This is a genomic window from Rhodococcus gannanensis, from assembly GCF_042681175.1.
In the GTDB taxonomy this organism is placed as follows: Bacteria; Actinomycetota; Actinomycetes; order Mycobacteriales; family Mycobacteriaceae; genus Rhodococcus_G; species Rhodococcus_G gannanensis.
In genome coordinates this window covers 79,526-97,664 of record NZ_JBHUFB010000010.1, presented here as the reverse complement: position 1 = coordinate 97,664, position 18,139 = coordinate 79,526, and the positions used below count along the sequence as shown (strand labels likewise).

Sequence of the window (18,139 nt, the reverse complement as noted above, 5' to 3'; positions counted from 1 at the left end):
TCCGCGATCGTCTCGACCGTAGCGGCGAAGCCGGTTGTTGCGTGGGTAACACGGCTGTGTCGTTCCGACTGCACGCGACGTGAAAGCGGTTGATCGGGATTCCGGATGGATTCCGATCAACCGCTTCGTGTCGAGTGCCTGCCGGCGGCGCTGTTCCAGCGTGGGGTCAGGCGAACTTGCGTCGGTAGATCGCCGTCGCGGCCAGGTACGAGACGATCAGGATGCCTGCGCACCAGGCGAGGGCGACCCAGATGTCCGAGCCCGCAGGGTGTCCCGCGAGGAGGTCGCGGATCGCGTTCACGATCGAGGTCACGGGCTGGTTGTCGGCGAACGCCCGTACCGGCCCGGGCATCGACTCGGTGGGAACGAACGCGGAGCTGACGAACGGCAGGAAGATGAGCGGGTAGGCGAACGCCCCCGCGCCGTCCACCGAGCTCGCCGAGAGGCCGGCGATCACGGCCAGCCAGGTCAACGCCAGCGTGAACAGGATCAGAATGCCAGCCACGGCAAGCCATTCGAGGACGTTCGCTCCCGAACGGAAACCCATGAGCAGGGCGACACCGACGACGATCACGAGGGCGCTCACGTTGGCGACCAACGAGGTCAGTACGTGTGACCACAGCACCGACGGGCGGGCGATCGGCATCGACTGGAATCGCTCGACGATGCCGCCCTGCAGATCGTTGAACAAGCGCACCGAGGTGTACGCGACACCCGAGGCGATCGTGATGAGCAGGATGCCGGGCAGCAGGTAGGTCGCGTACGCGCCGGTGCTCGTGCCGGTGCCGGTGCCGGTGTCGATGGCCCCGGCGAACACGAACACGAACAACAGCATGATTGCCACGGGCGTGACGGCCGTCGTGATGATCGTGTCCGGACTGCGGGTGATGTGGCGCAGGGAGCGCCCTGTGAGTGCCGTGGTGTCGGCGAGAACGTGGGTGGTCATGACTGGTCCCTGCTTCCTGTTCCGGCGCTGACGATGCTGAGGAAGACCTCTTCGAGGGTCGGTTGCTTCTCGACGTACTCCACCGTTGCCGGTGGCAGCAGTCGCTTGAGTTCGGCGAGTGTGCCGTCGACGATGATCCGACCCTCGTGGAGGATCGCGATCCTGTCGGCGAGCTGCTCGGCCTCCTCCAGATATTGCGTGGTCAGCAGCACCGTGGTGCCGCTCGCCGCGAGTTCCCGCACGGCCTGCCACACCTCGTTGCGGGCCTGGGGGTCGAGCCCCGTCGTCGGTTCGTCGAGGAAGACGACCGGTGGGTCGCCGATGAGACTCATGGCGATGTCGAGTCGCCGACGCATACCACCCGAATACGTCGACACCTTCCGGTCCCCGGCGTCGGTGAGCGAGAACCGCGCGAGCAACCCGTCCGCGACCGCCTTCGGATCGGCGAGGTGCCGGAGCCTGGCGATCAGCGTGAGATTCTCCCGGCCGCTGAGTATCTCGTCGACTGCCGCGAACTGCCCTGTCAGGCTGATGGATTCGCGTACCTCCGCAGCCTGGGTGGCGACGTCGTATCCGTTGACGGTGGCGGTGCCTGCATCGCTGCGGAGCAGGGTGGCCAGGATCTTCACCAGGGTGGTCTTGCCCGCGCCGTTGGAGCCGAGCAGGGCGAAGATGCTGCCCCGCTCGATCTCCAGGTCGACGCCGCGTAGCACGTGGAGCTGCTCGTACGACTTCTCGAGGCCCTGGACTCGGATGGCTGCCGTGGTCATTGCCGCTCCTCTCGTTCTGCATCCTCGATCGCCTGCACGAGGCGGGCGCGTTCCTTGTCGATCCACTTCTTGCCGCTGTACGACTGCACGAAGGTCTCCGCGAACTCGACCGGGTCGTCACCGACGATCCCGCGAACCGGAGTGCCGTCTGTGGCGGCGCGTTCCCAGAGGTCGGCGAAGTCGCCGAACATCGTCAGCAGCGTGTCGCCGTCGGTGATGCCCCCGTAGTACGTGAAGTACCGCTGCAACGCCTTCGCGGCGGCGGCGTACGGCTCAGGGAGCGCGTCGATCCGGGCCGCGTACTGCCTGAACTGCTTCTTCTGCTCCAGCGAGCCGGTGATGGTCTCGATCCACTTGGCAGCCATGGTCACTTCTCTCCTTCGTGGAGCTGTTCGATACGTTCCGCGAGGAAGCTCCAGTTCCTCCAGAACTCGTCCAGTTGGTCTCGTCCCCGCGCGTTGAGGGTGTACACCTTGCGCGGCGGTCCCTTCTCGGATGGAACCTTCTCCACGTCGACGAGGTCACGCTGCTCGACTCGGACGAGCAGGGCGTAGACGGTGCCCTCTGCAATGTCCGCGAAGCCCTGCTCGCGCAGTCGCGTGGTGATCTCGTATCCGTAGGCGGGTCGCACCGACAGGATCGCCAGCACGATGCCCTCGAGGACGCCCTTGAGCATCTCGGTCGCCTGCTTGCCCATCGCACCTCTCCCACTACTTGGTGTTGCTGAGTACCGGTACAAAGTAACACTGAGTACCGGTACCTAGCAACAGTTGGTAGTGGGCAATTTCGGTGTCGCCACGGTCGGTGTCGGGTCGCCGATGCATGTCCGGTGTGAGAGCTTGATGACGGCGCACTTCTGTCCGATTCGGGAGAACTGGTCGCGACCGCGTTCGGATTCTCCTTCGAGCAATGGAGGCGAAAATCGATGTGCACGCGAGTGATCTGGCCGGATGCGGCGGGTGCGGTGCTGGTCGGGCGCAACATGGACTACCACCGCGACACGCGGACGAACCTGTGGTTGCTGCCCCGTGGGATCGCGCGTACCGACGGAGTCGGTGGGGCGCTGCACTGGTCCGCCGAGTACGGCAGTGTCGTGGCAGGCGCGTTCGACATGATGACCGTCGACGGAATGAACGAAGCCGGTCTGGCGGGCCACATCCTGTGGCTCGCGGAATCGGACTACGGCACGCGTGACGAGTCCCGGCCGGCGTTGAGTATGGCGATCTGGCTGCAGTACTTCCTGGACAACCACGCCACGGTGGCGGATGCGGTCGCGTGGATCGCGGAGACGGGAGTGCAGGTCGTACCCCTCGGTGACCCGGAGACGGGCGAGGTGCCCACCGTGCATCTCGCACTCGACGATGCCGGTGGTGACTCGGCGATCATCGAGTACATCGGCGGTGAGGCCACCGTCTGGCACAGTCGCGACCACCGCGTGATGACCAATTCGCCCACCTATGACCAGCAGATCGAACTGCTCAAGGAGATAGAGGGATTCGGCGGGACCGCTCCGCTGCCGGGATCGACCGGGGCGGTCGACCGGTTCGCCCGTGCCGCGTACTACGTGGGTAGATTGCCCGAGCCGAAGGGCGAAGTCGAGGCGGTCGCCGGGATGTTCAGCGTCATGCGCAATGTCGCGCAGCCGTTCCGCATTCCCGATCCCGACAAGCCGAACGCGTCGCAGACGATCTGGCAGACGGTCGCCGACCTCACCAACAAGCGCTACGTCTTCGACTCGACGACCCGTCCCAACATCGTGTGGGTGGATCTCGACAAGCTGGACTTCGCCGAGGGTGCGCCGGCCGGCAAGCTCGACCTGATGGGTGACGTCGCGCTCGAGGGTGGACTGGCGGGCAACGTCTCCGGCCGCTTCGAGGAGACCGCCCCGCTGCGCTTCCTCGAACTGCGGTCCTGACGGGGGTGGCCGGCGCGACCGGGGCGAGTTGACGAAGGGTCTGCCCGCGGTCCAGTATGGGAACGTATGTTCGAAGCGTCTTCCCCGCTTCGCCGAGTCCGGAGGTTCCGGCGAGCGACGGGAGGAGCCTGCGCATGGGCTGGAACAACGGTCCGCCGACGTGGTCGGAGATGGAGCGGGTGCTCTCGGGCAGGTCGGGGCGCAATCCGCCGGAGGCGATGTACCCGGGCGACGGAAGCGACAGCCCGGCCTGGTCCCGTAAACGCAGTCCGTACCGGGCCGGGGAACGGAGGTCCGGCGAGGCGCCGACGGTGCCGTACGCGGAACTGCACACCCATTCGTCGTTCAGTTTCCTCGACGGCGCCAGCGGCCCGGAGGAACTGGTCGAGGAGGCGGTTCGGCTCGGTCTCGAGGCGATCGCCCTGACCGACCACGACGGGCTGTACGGGGTGGTGCGCTTCGCGGAGGCAGCCAAGGAACTGCGCATGCGCACCGTCTTCGGCGCCGAACTGTCGCTTCCGGCCGGGGGTGCCGAGGTCGCCCCGCCGCGCACCGGAACACCCGATCCGGGCGGGACCCACCTGCTGGTGCTGGCCCGGGGGCAGGAGGGGTACCGGCGGCTGTCCCGGCAGATCGCCGCCGCACACCTGGCGGGCGGGGAGAAGGGGAAGCCGACCTACGACATCGATTCTCTCGCCGAGGCCGCCGGTGGGCACTGGCAGATCCTCACCGGGTGCCGCAAGGGGCACGTACGTGCTGCGCTCGACTCGGACGGTGCATCGGCCGGCGAGGTCGAATTGCGGCGACTGATCGAGAGATTCGGCGCGGACCGGATCGCCGTCGAACTCACCGCGCACGGCGTCGCCGAGGACGAGGAACGCAACGCGGCGCTCGCCGACATCGCCCACCGCTGCGGGGTTCCGGTGGTCGCCACCACCGCCGCGCACTTCGCAGGCCCCGACCGGCGCCGGCTCGCGATGGCGATGGCCGCCGTCCGGGCGCGGCAGTCGCTGGACGAGGCCGCCGGCTGGCTCGCGCCGACCGGTGGCGCGCACCTGCGCTCCGGTGCCGAGATGGCCCGGCTGTTCGCCGCGCATCCGTCCGCGGTACCCGCCGCCGTCGACCTCGGCCGGGACTGCGCCTTCGACCTCGCTCTCATCGCGCCGAAGCTGCCGCCCTTCGACGTCCCCGACGGGCACACCGAGGACAGCTGGTTGCGGGAGCTGACCATGGAGGGAGCACTCCGCCGGTACGGCACCCCCGGTGAGCGACCTGATGCCTACCGGCAGATCGAGCACGAGCTGGCCATCGTCGCCCAACTGGGATTCCCCGGCTACTTCCTGGTCGTCCACGACATCGTGTGGTTCTGCAAACGCAGCGACATCCTGTGCCAGGGCAGGGGATCGGCGGCGAACTCCGCGATCTGTTACGCCATCGGCATCACCAATGTCGACCCGGTCGGCAACAAGCTGCTCTTCGAACGGTTCCTGTCCCCGGAGCGGGACGGCCCGCCGGACATCGACGTCGACATCGAGTCCGACCGTCGCGAGGAGGCGATCCAGTACGTCTACAACCGGTACGGCCGCGAGTACGCCGCGCAGGTCGCGAACGTCATCACCTACCGCGGCAAGATGGCGGTCCGCGACATGGCCCGTGCCCTCGGCTACTCGCAGGGGCAGCAGGACGCGTGGAGCAAACAGGTCAGCCGCTGGTCCGGCGTGAAACACGAGACCGGGACCGACATTCCGCCCGCGGTGCTGGACCTGGCCGGGCAGATCGAGGGCTTCCCCCGGCATCTCGGCATCCACTCCGGCGGCATGGTGATCTGCGACCGACCCATCGCGGACGTGTGCCCGGTCGAGTGGGCGCGGATGGAGAACCGCAGCGTCCTGCAGTGGGACAAGGACGACTGCGCCGCCGTCGGACTGGTCAAGTTCGACCTGCTCGGCCTCGGGATGCTGTCCGCGCTGCACTACATGATCGACCTCGTCGCCGAGCACAAGGATCTCGAGGTGGATCTCGCGAAGCTGGACCTGTCCGAACCCGCGGTGTACGAGATGCTCTGCCGCGCAGACTCCGTCGGCGTGTTCCAGGTGGAGTCGCGCGCGCAGATGGCGACGTTGCCGCGGTTGAGGCCGCGCACCTTCTACGACCTGGTGGTGGAGGTGGCGCTCATCCGTCCCGGCCCGATCCAGGGCGGGTCCGTGCACCCGTACATCCGGCGGCGCAACGGCCGTGAGGCGGTCACCTACGACCATCCGAGCCTGCAGAACTCGCTCGAACGCACCCTCGGTGTGCCGCTGTTCCAGGAACAGCTGATGCAGATGGCGGTCGACGTCGCCGGCTTCACCGCCGCCGAGGCCGACCAGTTGCGCCGCGCGATGGGGTCGAAGCGGTCCCCGGAACGGATGGAGCGGCTGCGCGACAGGCTCTACGACGGGATGCGGGAACTGCACGGCATCACCGGCGCGGTGGCCGACCGGATCTACGAGAAGCTGTACGCGTTCGCGAACTTCGGCTTCCCCGAGAGTCATTCGCAGTCGTTCGCCTCGCTGGTGTTCTACTCGTCATGGTTCAAGCTGCACCACCCGGCCGCGTTCTGCGCAGGCTTGTTGCGCGCCCAGCCGATGGGCTTCTACTCGCCGCAGTCCCTCGTTGCCGATGCCCGCAGGCACGGTGTCGTCGTGCACGGACCCGACGTGAACCTCTCGCTCTCGTACGCCGGACTCGAACTCGGCGGTACCGAGGTGCGGCTCGGACTCGGCGAGGTGCGGCACATCGGGTCCGCGCTGGCGGAGAAGATCGTCGCCGCGCGCGAGGAGGGTGGACCGTTCACCTCGCTGCTCGACCTCACCGGCCGGGTGGAACTGTCCACCGCGCAGGCGGAGTCGCTGGCCACCGCGGGGGCGCTGTCCGGGTTCGCCGGCACCCGCAGGCAGGCACTGTGGGCGGCGGGTGCGGCGGCGGGGGAGCGGCCAGACCGGCTGCCCGGCACCGGCGCGTCGGTGGCCGCGCCCACCCTGCCGGGGATGAGCGATGTCGAGCTGGCGGCGGCGGACGTGTGGGCCACCGGCGTCTCCCCGGACTCGTACCCGACCGAGTTCCTGCGGCCCCAGCTGGACGCGCTCGGGGTTGTCCCGGCCTCGCGGCTGCTGTCGATACCGGACGGGGACCGGGTGCTGGTCGGCGGCGCCGTCACCCATCGCCAGCGTCCCGCGACGGCGGGGGGCGTCACCTTCGTCAACCTCGAGGACGAGACCGGGATGGTCAACGTTGTCTGCTCGGTGGGGTTGTGGGCCCGGTACCGCACCCTCGCGCAGACCGCACCCGCCCTGCTGGTGCGCGGCCGGGTGCAGAACGCGGAGGGCGCGGTGACGGTCGTCGCGGACCGGCTGCAACGCATGGATCTGCGGATGGTGGGGAAGTCGCGCGACTTCCGGTGACCTGCACCACCGCGGGGAACGGCCCGAACGTCCTCGCCGTTACCATACCCCAGGGGGTATATTGCCAAACGAACGAAGGGAGTGGGCGATGAAGGTCGTCATCGTGGGTGGGGTCGCGGGCGGTATGTCCGCCGCGACCAGGCTGCGCCGGCTGAACGAGGATGCGCAGATCGTGGTGTTCGAGCGGGGCGCACACGTCTCGTTCGCCAACTGCGGCCTGCCGTACTACGCGGGCGGGGTGATCGACGACCGTGACGCGCTGCTGTTGCAGACACCGGCGTCGCTCGCCGCACGGTTCGCGCTCGACGTGCGGGTGCGCACCGAGGTGACCTCGATCGACCCGGCCGCCCGCACCGTCACCGTCCGCGACCTGACGACCGGCGCCGAGACGGTCGAGACCTACGACGAACTGATCCTCAGCCCCGGCGCGAGCCCGATCGTCCCCGACCTGCCCGGAGTCGAACGGGCGCTGGTGCTGCGCGACGTCGAGGACGTCGACCGCCTCGTCGCAGCGCTCGACGCGCAGGCCGCGACGAAGGATGCGGCCCATGTCCCCGCCCGCACCGCCGTCATCGTCGGTGCCGGCTTCATCGGGATCGAGCTGGCGGAGAACCTGCGGCGCCGCGGACTCGACGTCACCGTCGTCGAACTCGCCGACCAGGTGCTCGGCCCGCTCGATCCGGAGATGGCCGCGCCCGTCGCGGACGAGCTGCGCGCCAACGGAGTTCGTCTCGAACTCGGTAACGAGGTGACCGCGATCGGCGCCGACGACGTCACCCTCGGCGACGGTGGAACCGTGCCCGCGGACGTCGTGGTCATGGCGATCGGTGTTCGCCCCGAAGCGGCGCTCGCGGTCGCCGCGGGCATCGCGACGGGAACGCGCGGCGGCATCGCCGTCGACGAGTCGATGCGCACCTCCGCCGACCACGTCTACGCGGTCGGTGATGCAGTGGAGAAGATCGACGCCGTCTCCGGCCGGTCCGGGCTCGTCCCGCTCGCCAACCCCGCCAACCGGCAGGGCCGCCTCGTGGCCGACGTGATCTCCGGGTTGTCCGTGCGTCCGCGCCCCGTCGTCGGCACCGCGATCGTCGGTGCGTTCAGCCTGATGGCGGCGGCGGTCGGCTGGAACGAGAAGCGACTGCGCGCCGACGGGCGGCCGTACCGCGCGATCCATACCCACCCGCAGTCGCACGCCGGGTACTACCCGGGTGCGCAGGGCATGTCGCTGAAGTTGCTGGTCGATCCGGAGACGGACGCGATCCTCGGTGCTCAGGGCGTCGGTGGTGAAGGCGTCGACAAGCGCATCGACGTGATCGCCACGGCGATGGTCGGCGGCATCACCGCATCCGAACTCGCCGACCTGGAGCTCGCGTACGCGCCGCAGTTCGGTTCGGCGAAGGACCCGGTGAACATGCTCGGCTACGTCGCCGACAACCTGCGCGTCGGCACCGCCGCCACCATCCAGTGGCACGAGCTGTCTGCTGCGCTCGATGCGGGAGCGACCCTCGTCGACGTCCGCACACCTGCGGAGTTCGCGGCCGGATCGATTCCGGGCGCCGTCAACGTCGAGCTGGACGCACTGCGCTCCCGCGCGGGTGAACTGCCCGAGGGGGAGCTGATCGTGCACTGCCACGTCGGCCAGCGCGGCCACACCGCCGCCCGCATCCTGCGACAGCTCGGGCGTGAGGTCCGCAACCTGGACGGCGGTTACCGCACCTGGGCCGCCGGCGCCGCCCGCACCGACGCGCTCGTCTGACCTTCACGAGAACCCCCGGTTCGCCGGGGGTTTTCTCGGCCCGTTCATATACCCCCACCCGTATTGATAAGGATGTTCGATGCCATGACCACCGACACGCACGCGCCCCCGACCGAGCAGGCGCCCGGACCGATGGCCCGTCTCGGCGCCGCGATGGCCGACCGCTTCGGCCTCGTCGTCGTCGCCTGGATCGCCGTCGTCGTCGCACTCGGCGCCGCCGCTCCCAGCGTCTTCACCTCGCTCGCCGGTGCGGGTTGGCAGGCCGACGGTTCCGAGTCCGTCCAGGTCCGCGAACTCGCGGCCGAGCACTTCGGTGGCACCGGGTCCGACGCGCTGCAGGTCGTCGTGCACTCCGAGACGCACACCGTCGACGACCCCGAGATGGTCGCGGCCATCGCAGGCGTCACCGACGTCCTCGCCGCCGACCCGCGCATCGCCGGGGTGGTGGCGCCACAGCAGGGGATGACGATCAGCCCCGACGGACACACTGCGATCGTGATCGGTGGAGCCGCCGCCGATCCCAACGAAATGGTCACCGCCGCGGGGGATCTCGCCGATCCTCTCGCGGCCGTCGCAGCGGGCACATCACCCGAGGCGGCTTCGCCCGAGGGCATCGGAGTGGAGATCCATCCGACCGGCGCATCGGCACTGTGGAGCGACTTCAACGCCGCCAACCACGACGCGATGATCAAGGCCGAGATGGTGTCGTGGCCGGTCACCCTCGCGATCATGGTGCTCGCGTTCGGCTCGCTGGTCGCCGCCGGGCTGCCGCTGCTGCTCACCATGGCCGGGCTCGTCGCATCGGCAGGTGCACTCGTGCTGCTGGGCGAACTCACCCCGATCTCGGTGTGGGCCATGAACTTCGCGATGATGTTCGCCCTCGCGCTCGGCATCGACTACGCGCTCTTCCTGGTGGTCCGCTTCCGGGACGCGCTGCGCAAGGGGGTGAGCGCCCGCGTGGCTGTCGTCGAGACGATGGACACCGCGGGCAAGGCCGTGCTGCTGTCGGGCCTGACGGTCCTCGTCAGCCTGTCCGCGGTCCTGCTGGTGCCCGCCCCCGCGGTCCGCACCATGGCCGTCGGAATCATGTTGGCGGTGCTGTTCGTCCTCGCGGCGACGCTCACCCTGCTGCCCGCTGTGCTCGGCAAGCTGGGCCCGAAGGTGAATGCGGGATCGCTGCCGTACGCGAAGCGTCAGCAGCACCGCTCGCCGTGGTTCGGTCGCTGGGGAGCCGTCGTGCACCGACGTCCGTGGCCGTTGGCGATCGGCGCGCTCGGAGTGCTCGTGCTGCTGTCGATCCCGGTGTTCGGGCTCAAGGTCGCGATGCCGTCGATCCATGTCGTCCCCGAGGACGCCGCGGTCCGGCAGGGCTACGAGATCGTGCAGGAGCAGATGGGCGACGGTGTGCCCGGCACCCTGCAGATCGTCGCGGACGCGCAGGACGCGGAGGGCGTGACCCGGATCGCGGCCGCGACCGAGGGGGTGGCGCAGGTGAGCCCGGCGATCCCCGCCACCAGCGGAGGCCGGGACGGCGAGGGGCCGGTTCTCGTGCAGGCCGTACCGGACGTCGACCCGTCGGACCCCGCGCTGGCCGACGTCGTGGACCGACTGCGCGCGGACCTGCCCGAGTCCGCGATCGTCGGCGGTGCACCTGCGGAGAACCTCGATCTGCAGCGGGCACTGAACGACTACCTGCCGATCGTGATGGCGGTGATCCTCGTGCTCGGGTTCCTGCTGCTGCTCGTCGCGCTGCGGGCCCCGCTGGTGGCGCTGATGGGCACCGTCGTCAGCCTGCTGTCCACGGGCGCCGCGTTCGGGGTGGCGAAGCTGATCTTCCAGGACGGCCACGGCGCCGGCCTGCTCGGCTTCGAACCGCAGGGCTTCCTCGACGGCTGGGGTCCGGTGTTCTTCTTCGCGATGATCTTCGCGATCGCGATGGACTACACGGTGTTCCTGCTCGCGACGGTCAAGGAGCACTACGAGCGCACCGGTGACGCCACGGCCGCCCAGCGCGAGGGCATGGCGCACTCGGGTCGGATCATCTTCGCCGCCGCCGCAGTGATGGTCGGTGTGTTCTTCAGCTTCGCGCTGGCGGAACCGCTGCCGCCGAAGGAGATGGGCATCATCCTCGGCGTCGCGGTCCTGCTCGACGCGGTGCTCGTGCGGCTGGTCCTGCTGCCCGCGCTGCTACGGCTCACCGGCCGGGCGGCATGGTGGTCGCCGTCGTGGCTGCGCCGGATGCTGCCGGAGATCAGCTTCTCGCACGGCTGAGCAGTCAGTGCTCAGGGTCGGGCTCGACGTCGGCTTCGGCGTCGGCGCCCGATCCGGAGCCGGTGTCGTCGTCGAGTGCGCCGACCGCGATGCCGTACGGAAGGAAACGAACCCGTCGCTGCGGATCGGTGTTGGTCTTGTTCGCACGCAGGGCGTCGAGTTCGGTGGCGTGTACCTGCTCGACCGTCGCGGTCCCGTCCTCGGCGACCAGGACGATCGCCCAGACGCCGTCGCCGGTGTCACCGGTGGTCGCCTTGCGGCGGGGGTAGGCCATGACCACGCCGGGCCGGGTCTCCCACACGGTTTCGAAGCCGGCGTCGTCGATGAGCTTGCCGATGCCGCGGAGCGTGTCGCGGATGCCCTCGCCCAGCGCGCGGGCCGTGCGGTCGAAGTCCTCGGGGTCGAAGCCGAAGGGGCGGTTCTCGGTCATCGGGCTCTCCTGTCGCGTCGGGGCGGCTGCACCACCTGTGTCTCCAGTGTGGTCGCGGAGGGGCCTGTTTCGCCAGGAAACCTCGTGATACCCCGAGGGGTAAGCTCAATTTCAGTCGTTGTCCGAGCGTTCGGACCGAGCGGTGACAAGGAAGGTACGTCGATGACCGGAGACGAGGAGAGCATCGCGCAGGTGCTGAACCGCCTGCGCCGCGCACAGGGTCAGCTGGCCGGTGTGATCTCGATGATCGAGAACGGCCGCGACTGCAAGGACGTCGTGACGCAGCTGGCCGCCGTGTCCCGGGCGCTGGACCGCGCCGGGTTCAAGATCGTCGCCACGGGGCTGCGGGACTGCCTCGACGGGACCCGCCGCGACAACCAGGAGCCGATGACCGAGGCGGAGCTCGAGAAGCTCTTCCTGGCGCTGGCGTGACCATGGACGCCGCAGACTGGGATGCCCGCTACCGCGATCGGCCCGACCCGTGGGGCAGCGAGCCTGCCGACACCGTTCGGCAGCGACTCGCCGGCGCCACCGCGGGCACGGCTGTGGACCTGGCCTGCGGTGACGGCAGGCACGCCCGATGGCTGGCCCGCATGGGGTGGACCGTCACCGCGGTCGACCACTCCGAGGTCGCGATCGAACAGGCCAGGGAGAAGGACACCGACGGACTGATCGACTGGCGCGTCGCCGACGTCACGGACTGGTCGCCCGACCGCCCCGTCGAGCTGGCCCTGATCAGCTTCCTGCACCTGCCCGCGGACGATCTGCGGGCACTCGTCGCCCGGGCTGCGGGCTGGATCGCGCCCGGCGGCCGCCTGCTCTATCTCGGCCATGCGAGCGAGAACTATCACCGCGGAGTCGGAGGCCCGCCCGATCCGGCGATCCTGCCCGGGATCGCCGATCTCGCATCCGCCGCCGTCGGCCTGCGCGTCCATGCGCTCGAACACGTGCTCCGGCCGCAGGGGGACGGCACCGCGATCGACATCCTCCTCGACGCGTCACCCTGGCAGTTGCTGGAGCATCGCTGACGGGTTCGCCCGGTTCGCTGCCCTGAGTTCGCTGCGGTCGTGAATGATGCTGCTTGTTTGCTGCGTGCGCGGCGCCGGCGGCGGTCGCGGCGGGGCGGTGAGATCTTCGGCGCGACAGCGTGTGTCCCGGCCGTCGAGTTCGGGAATGGCCCCGCCGAGCGCGTAGATTGCTCTGATGTTCGTCGCTCGAATGGAGTACGCATGTCTGTGGGAATTGGGCTACGGGTCGGCAGCCTCGTCTCGACCCTCGTCGTGGCGTCGAACGAGCCGGGCACACCGGACCCGATAGTCATCGTCCGGGACACCGTCCTCTACGTCTGCTCCGACGGCGAGGTGCTCCTCGGCGGCGGTGACCCACCGGACGGAAGCGACTTCGTCGGCACCGTGACGGGTTTCGTCGCCCGGGTCGGAGATCCGGAAGGTGTGGCCGCCAGCGACGGCACCAGGTACCGGGCCGAGGACGTGGTCGCCTCGGCCATGCGGTCACTGGTTCGCGAGTGCGAGCCGCTGCCGACCTTCGGTGGCCGCGACGGCGGCACGCCGGCGGTGGTCGCGGCGTACCCGTCGATGTGGGATGCGGACAACATCGCGGATCTGCGCAACTCCCTGAACTATTCGGGACTGGGTGAGGTCGCGCTGGTCTCCGATGCGGAGGCGGTGTGCGCCTGGTTCGAGTCGGAGGTTGCCTCGAAGCCCGGTCAGCTGATCGGTGCCTACCACGTCGACGACGCCGGAGCCACCGTCACGCTCGTGCGGTCGGGAGTCTCCAGCGGAAAGTCGTTCCGGTTCGCCGCCGGTCGCGGTTCGTCGCCGACCTCCCAGTTGTCCACGGCGCTCGGCGCATTCGGCTGGCTGCCGTCCAACCTCGACGCCGTGGTGGTGACCGCCGACGGCCTGGTCGCCCGCGACGACGATGCGTTGCGGGGCGTCGCCGACGCGCTCGCCGCGAAGTTCGGAGTGCACGTCGTCGTCGGGCCGGGTCCGGAGCAGGCCGCGGCCCTCGGCGCGGCGATCGTCGCGGCCGGGTTCCGCAGTGCGACGCGACCGAACAAGCCCATCGGTTTGCCGCCGTCCTATGACGTCACCGAGGTGCTGACGGCGATTCGTGGCCCGCTTCTCCCGCCCGAGATGCTGGCCGATCGCGAGGCCGCACTCGTCTCCAAGGCCGGGGTGGTCGAGGTTGCCGAGGCGCTGCCCGTGGTCGACGCGGGCGGCTCGGGTGAGGTCGGTGCCGACGCGGCGGGCGTGGGTGCCGCCGAGGAGCCGGAGAAGGCCGGGGAGGTCGAGGGATCGGGTGCCCGGACCGCGGTGAAGGTGCTGGTGGCGGTGGCCATGCTCGCGCTGCTGGCGGCGGTGGTGGTGTTCCTGCTGCTGTGAGGTGGGTGTCACACCCACCTTGTGTCCCCACAACACGGCTTTGTGGCGCGGGTACTGTGTCCCCATGCCCCTCTCGCCCCGCGTCCCCGAACTGGCCGCACTCGACGTGCTCCTGTCCGTCGCGCGGCTCGGCAGCATGGGTGCGGCGGGCCGTGAGCACGGCCTCAGTCAGCAGGCGATCAGCGCCCGCGTCCGGTCCGCGGAACGTCAGCTCGGCATCAAGGTGTTCGACCGTGCGACCACCGGTGTGACCCCCACATACGAGGGTGGGCTCGTCCTCGAGTGGGCTGCCGGAACCCTCACCGCCGCAGAGCAACTCGCCTCCGGAATCTCCGCGCTGCGCGGCGAGCGGGAGGCTAATCTCACCGTCGCCGCGAGCATGACGATCGCCGAGTACCTGGTCCCCGGCTGGACCGTCACGATGCGCCGCAAGCACCCGACGGTGGTCACCTCCGTGCGGTTGCTCAACTCCACCGACGTCGTCACCCAGGTGCTCGCCGGCCACGCGGAACTCGGCTTCGTCGAGGGCCCGGAGGTGCCGGCCGGCCTCGACTCCAGGGAAGTCGCGCGGGACGAGCTCGTGGTGGTGGTCCCGCCCGCGCATCCCTGGGCCCGCTCCGGCCCGATCAAGCCGGACGAACTCGCGCGGACGCCGCTGATTCAGCGTGAATTCGGGTCCGGCACCCGCAACACTCTCGAGAAGGCGCTGCCCGGTTGCGTGGCCCCGCTTCTCGAGCTGACGTCCTGTACGGCGGTCAAGGCTGCCGTCGTCGCGGGCAACGCCCCCGCCGTGGTGTCCTCGCTCGCGGTCGCGGCGGACCTCACCGACGGCCGGCTCGTTCGCGTCGAACTGCAGGGGCTGGCATTGCCGCGCAAACTGCTCGCGGTGTGGGATCGGGGTCGGGGGCTGCGCGGATCGGCCCGGGAATTCCTCGATCTCGCAACGGGTGCTCGGTAGCGTCGCGTAGGTTCCGTCGGACAGTGCAACGTGTCCGGCGCACGGTTCCGGTGCCTGGGCGCCCGCGGTGCGCGGAATCGTCTCCGTCGACGGTCGACGCCCGGTCGGCGCCCATCTTCATGTCGAACTATGGACTCATAGTTATCTAGGTGAGTATTGTCACGCCCAGACCTAGCCGCATGGTCCGTCCCTCGACGGGTCCGATGGTGGCGGCTTCGTGCCCCGAATGTCGCGACGAAAGGACGAATGACAGTGACCAACACGATGGACGTCGATTCCGCGGTGCAGAATCGCGGCTCGGGCGGAATCATCCCCGTCTTCAACCCGTCGAACGAAGAGCGGATCGCGGAGGTCCTCGACTCCGACCAGGCAACCGTCGACGCGGCGGTCGCGCGGGCCCGGGAAACCTTCGAGTCCGGTGTGTGGCGCAAGCTGCCCGCGGCGCACCGGGCGAACGTCCTGTTCCGCGCGGCCGAGATCATCAAGGCCCGCACCGAGGAACTGGCCGAGATCGAGGCCCGGGACAACGGCATGAACGCGATGGCCGCGCAGCAGATCATCAAGGTCGCCAACGAGATGCTGGTCTACTACGCAGGCTGGGTCGGAAAGATCCACGGCGAGTCGGCCAACCTGGTCTCGGACGGACTGCTCGGCCACTTCGAGGAGTACCACACGTTCACCCAGCTGGAGCCGGTCGGCGTCGTCGGGTTGATCATCCCGTGGAACGGCCCGTTCTTCGTCGCGATGCTCAAGGTTGCACCCGCGCTCGCTGCCGGGTGCAGCGCGGTCCTCAAGCCCGCTGAGGAGACGCCGCTGTCGGCGCTCAAGCTCGAGGAGATCTTCCGCGAGGCCGGCCTGCCCGACGGCGTCCTGAACGTCGTCACAGGCTACGGCGAGACCACCGGCGCGGCGCTCACCGCCCACCCCGACGTCGACAAGATCGCGTTCACCGGATCGACGGAGGTCGGGCGCCTGATCGTCAAGGCCGCCGCAGGCAACCTCAAGCGGCTGACCCTCGAACTCGGCGGCAAGTCCCCGCTGATCATGTTCGACGACGCCAACCTCGACAAGGCGATCATGGGCGCGGGCATGGGCCTGCTCGCCGGATCCGGCCAGAACTGTTCCTGCACGTCCCGCATCTACGTCCAGCGCAAGATCTACGACCAGGTCGTCGAGGGTCTCGCCGGGTTCGCCCGGATGCTGCCGATGGGCGGTTACGAGGACCCGACGTCGGTCCTCGGTCCGCTGATCAGCGAGAAGCAGCGCACGCGCGTCGAGGGGATCGTCAACGACGGTGTGGCCGGTGGCGCCGAGATCATCACCGGTGGCAAGCCGATGGACCGCAAGGGCTACTTCTACGAGGCGACCATCGTCACCAACACCACCCCGGACATGCGTCTCATCAAGGAGGAGATCTTCGGTCCGGTCGGCTCGGTGATTCCGTTCGACGAGGAGGACGAGGCGATCGCCGCGGCCAACGACACCGAGTACGGTCTCGCGGGCGCCATCTGGACGGAGAACCTCGGTCGCGCCCACCGCGTCGCGAACGCCCTTCGGGGTGGCCAGATCTGGGTGAACTCCGCACTCGCGGCCGACCCGTCCATGCCGATCTGCGGTCACAAGCAGTCGGGCTGGGGTGGTGAGCGAGGGAAGAAGGGGCTGGAGGCCTACTTCAACACCAAGTCGGTGTACATCGGTCTCTGATCGGCGTGACGATCCTGCGGTTCCGGGTGACGGGTGCACCGCGCGCCGAGTCCGGAACCGCAGTGCGCGACTGTGGCGTCGCGGTCGCCGGAGGTGCGATCACGCCGTTGTCGCCTCGTCGAGAATTCCGCGATCCACGCTGAGCGCGGAGCGAACGTTCGGCGGCGACTCGAGCTTCGCGAGATAGTCCGCCATCGCCCGTTCGGCATAGGCCGTTCCCTCGGCTTCGCTGGGGATCACGTCACCTGTCTTCGCACGCCACCGGAGCAGCTCGCCGGCCAGCTCCGCCTGTACTGCTGCCAGAGCCGGAGTTCCCGCGAGGTTCGTGACCTCGTCCGGATCAGCGGTGAGGTCGTACAGTTCGTGCTCGGCGCGGGGCGTGAGGTGGCCGGTCCCCAGTGCGGCCCGCGACGGACTGTTCTCGATGTCGAGCGGCAGATCGAGCGCGGGCCGAGTCGCGTAGTTCTCGATGTAGCTGTATCGCGCCGACCGCACGGCCCGGATCGGGTCGAAGCTGTCGTGGTAGGTCTTCTCGGTGAACAGCAGTTCGCGAGGGGAGTCTGCGCTCCGTCCCAGCCAGCGCTGCGCATGCGACACCCCGGTCACGGACTCGGGCACGTCGACCCCGAGCAGCTCGAGGAGGGTCGGCACGAAGTCGACGCCGCTGAACAGGTCGTCGTCGACTGCCGGATCGAGACGCAACCGGCGCGGCGGGCGCACGACCATCGCGATCCCGGTGCCGCGTGAGTACAGCGTCGACTTCGCCCGGGGGAACGCCTCGCCGTGATCGGTGAAGAACACCACCCATGTGCTGTCGTCGAGCCCTTCGGCGGTGAGTGTCTCCAACAGCCTGCCCACCGCCGCGTCGGCGACCTCGATCGACCCGTGGAACGCCGCGAGGTCGTCTCGTACCTGCGGATGGTCCGGCAGGTACGACGGCACGTCGAAGCCGTTGGGGTCCTCGAGCGGATACAGGTCCGGCGGATAGGGGCGATGTGTCTCGAAGAAGCCCGTGGTCAGCATGAAAGGTGTCGGGGGGTGCCGGGTCAACCAGTTCGATGCCCGGTCCACGACGAAGTCGCAGTACGAATTCGACACGTCGTACTCGTGGTAGCCGAGGCGACTCGGGTAGGCCGTCTCGTGCTGCATCCCGAAAAGCGCTGTGTACCAACCTGCCTCGGACAGCACCGAGGGAAGGGTGCGGACGTCGCCGTGGTACTCCCATCCGTGGTGAGCCAGCCCGATCAGTCCGTTGTCGTGCGGGTACCGCCCGGAGAACAACGCGCCACGCGACGGTGAGCACAGCGGCGAAGCCGCGTGCGCATTCGTCAGCAGGATGCCTTCCGACGCCAGTCGGTCGAGGTTGGGGCTGTGCACGCCCGACTCCCCGTAGCACCCGAGGTGGCGACCGAGATCGTGCCAGTGCACGACCAGGACGTTGTCGGGTGCGGACATGCGGAACTCCTTCGGGCGGGTGGACAACGGTCGATTGTGGCGGCGCCGCGCGATGCGTTCAATAGTTCGGCTCACCTCGATTCTCA

General features: G+C 69.0%; 15 protein-coding genes. 9 read left to right on the top strand and 6 right to left on the bottom strand.

Features of this window, described 5'->3' with window-relative positions:
* Positions 1-166: 166 nt before the first annotated feature.
* From ACFSJG_RS11400 to ACFSJG_RS11385, 4 genes are read right to left on the bottom strand one after another with little or no spacing between them, the layout of a single operon-like run.
* Entirely contained in the window at positions 167-946 is a 780-nt protein-coding gene (locus ACFSJG_RS11400; RefSeq protein WP_378485348.1) for an ABC transporter permease, read from the bottom strand.
* Positions 943-1,716 carry an ABC transporter ATP-binding protein gene (locus ACFSJG_RS11395; RefSeq protein WP_378485347.1) on the bottom strand — a complete coding sequence of 258 codons (774 nt, stop codon included), beginning with the start codon at positions 1,714-1,716 and terminating at the stop codon, positions 943-945. The genes ACFSJG_RS11400 and ACFSJG_RS11395 overlap by 4 nt, the downstream gene beginning before the upstream one ends.
* The gene (locus ACFSJG_RS11390; protein ID WP_378485346.1) at positions 1,713-2,081 is read right to left on the bottom strand and encodes a DUF1048 domain-containing protein; all 369 of its coding nucleotides are present in this window, start codon (positions 2,079-2,081) and stop codon (positions 1,713-1,715) included. The genes ACFSJG_RS11395 and ACFSJG_RS11390 overlap by 4 nt, the downstream gene beginning before the upstream one ends.
* Before the next feature lie 2 nt (positions 2,082-2,083).
* Positions 2,084-2,413: a PadR family transcriptional regulator gene (locus ACFSJG_RS11385; RefSeq protein ID WP_378485345.1), complete on the bottom strand. Its 330-nt coding sequence runs from the start codon at positions 2,411-2,413 to the stop codon at positions 2,084-2,086.
* A gap of 228 nt (positions 2,414-2,641) precedes the next feature.
* Here ACFSJG_RS11385 and ACFSJG_RS11380 point away from each other — a divergent pair, with 228 nt between their 5' ends.
* From ACFSJG_RS11380 to ACFSJG_RS11365, 4 genes are all read left to right on the top strand, one after another.
* On the top strand, positions 2,642-3,631 hold the full coding sequence (locus tag ACFSJG_RS11380) for a linear amide C-N hydrolase (RefSeq protein ID WP_378485344.1): 990 nt from the start codon (positions 2,642-2,644) through the stop codon (positions 3,629-3,631).
* A gap of 134 nt (positions 3,632-3,765) precedes the next feature.
* Positions 3,766-7,074 carry an error-prone DNA polymerase gene (locus ACFSJG_RS11375; protein WP_378485343.1) on the top strand — a complete coding sequence of 1,103 codons (3,309 nt, stop codon included), beginning with the start codon at positions 3,766-3,768 and terminating at the stop codon, positions 7,072-7,074.
* An 88-nt stretch (positions 7,075-7,162) separates the two neighbouring features.
* Entirely contained in the window at positions 7,163-8,830 is a 1,668-nt protein-coding gene (locus ACFSJG_RS11370; protein ID WP_378485342.1) for an FAD-dependent oxidoreductase, read from the top strand.
* 84 nt (positions 8,831-8,914) lie between these two features.
* A complete protein-coding gene (locus ACFSJG_RS11365) occupies positions 8,915-11,101 on the top strand; it encodes an MMPL family transporter (RefSeq protein ID WP_378485341.1) in 2,187 nt (728 codons plus the stop codon).
* Positions 11,102-11,105: 4 nt separating this feature from the next.
* Here ACFSJG_RS11365 and ACFSJG_RS11360 read toward each other — a convergent pair whose 3' ends face one another.
* Positions 11,106-11,531, bottom strand: coding sequence for a hypothetical protein (locus ACFSJG_RS11360; protein WP_378485340.1), 426 nt, complete (start codon positions 11,529-11,531; stop codon positions 11,106-11,108).
* 162 nt (positions 11,532-11,693) lie between these two features.
* On the opposite strand from ACFSJG_RS11360, the gene ACFSJG_RS11355 reads away from it, so the two are divergent.
* The 5 genes from ACFSJG_RS11355 to ACFSJG_RS11335 all read left to right on the top strand — a co-directional run bounded on the left by ACFSJG_RS11355 (position 11,694) and on the right by ACFSJG_RS11335 (position 16,598).
* Positions 11,694-11,963, top strand: a complete 270-nt coding sequence (locus ACFSJG_RS11355) for a metal-sensitive transcriptional regulator (RefSeq protein ID WP_007529080.1) — start codon at positions 11,694-11,696, stop codon at positions 11,961-11,963.
* A 2-nt stretch (positions 11,964-11,965) separates the two neighbouring features.
* Positions 11,966-12,559: a class I SAM-dependent methyltransferase gene (locus ACFSJG_RS11350; RefSeq protein WP_378485946.1), complete on the top strand. Its 594-nt coding sequence runs from the start codon at positions 11,966-11,968 to the stop codon at positions 12,557-12,559.
* 201 nt (positions 12,560-12,760) lie between these two features.
* Positions 12,761-13,936, top strand: a complete 1,176-nt coding sequence (locus ACFSJG_RS11345) for a hypothetical protein (protein WP_378485339.1) — start codon at positions 12,761-12,763, stop codon at positions 13,934-13,936.
* A gap of 64 nt (positions 13,937-14,000) precedes the next feature.
* Positions 14,001-14,894: a LysR family transcriptional regulator gene (locus ACFSJG_RS11340; protein WP_378485338.1), complete on the top strand. Its 894-nt coding sequence runs from the start codon at positions 14,001-14,003 to the stop codon at positions 14,892-14,894.
* A 264-nt stretch (positions 14,895-15,158) separates the two neighbouring features.
* Entirely contained in the window at positions 15,159-16,598 is a 1,440-nt protein-coding gene (locus ACFSJG_RS11335; protein WP_378485945.1) for an aldehyde dehydrogenase family protein, read from the top strand.
* Between the two features lie 99 nt (positions 16,599-16,697).
* Here ACFSJG_RS11335 and ACFSJG_RS11330 read toward each other — a convergent pair whose 3' ends face one another.
* The gene (locus tag ACFSJG_RS11330; RefSeq protein WP_378485337.1) at positions 16,698-18,053 is read right to left on the bottom strand and encodes a sulfatase family protein; all 1,356 of its coding nucleotides are present in this window, start codon (positions 18,051-18,053) and stop codon (positions 16,698-16,700) included.
* Between the last annotated feature and the right edge of the window lie 86 nt (positions 18,054-18,139).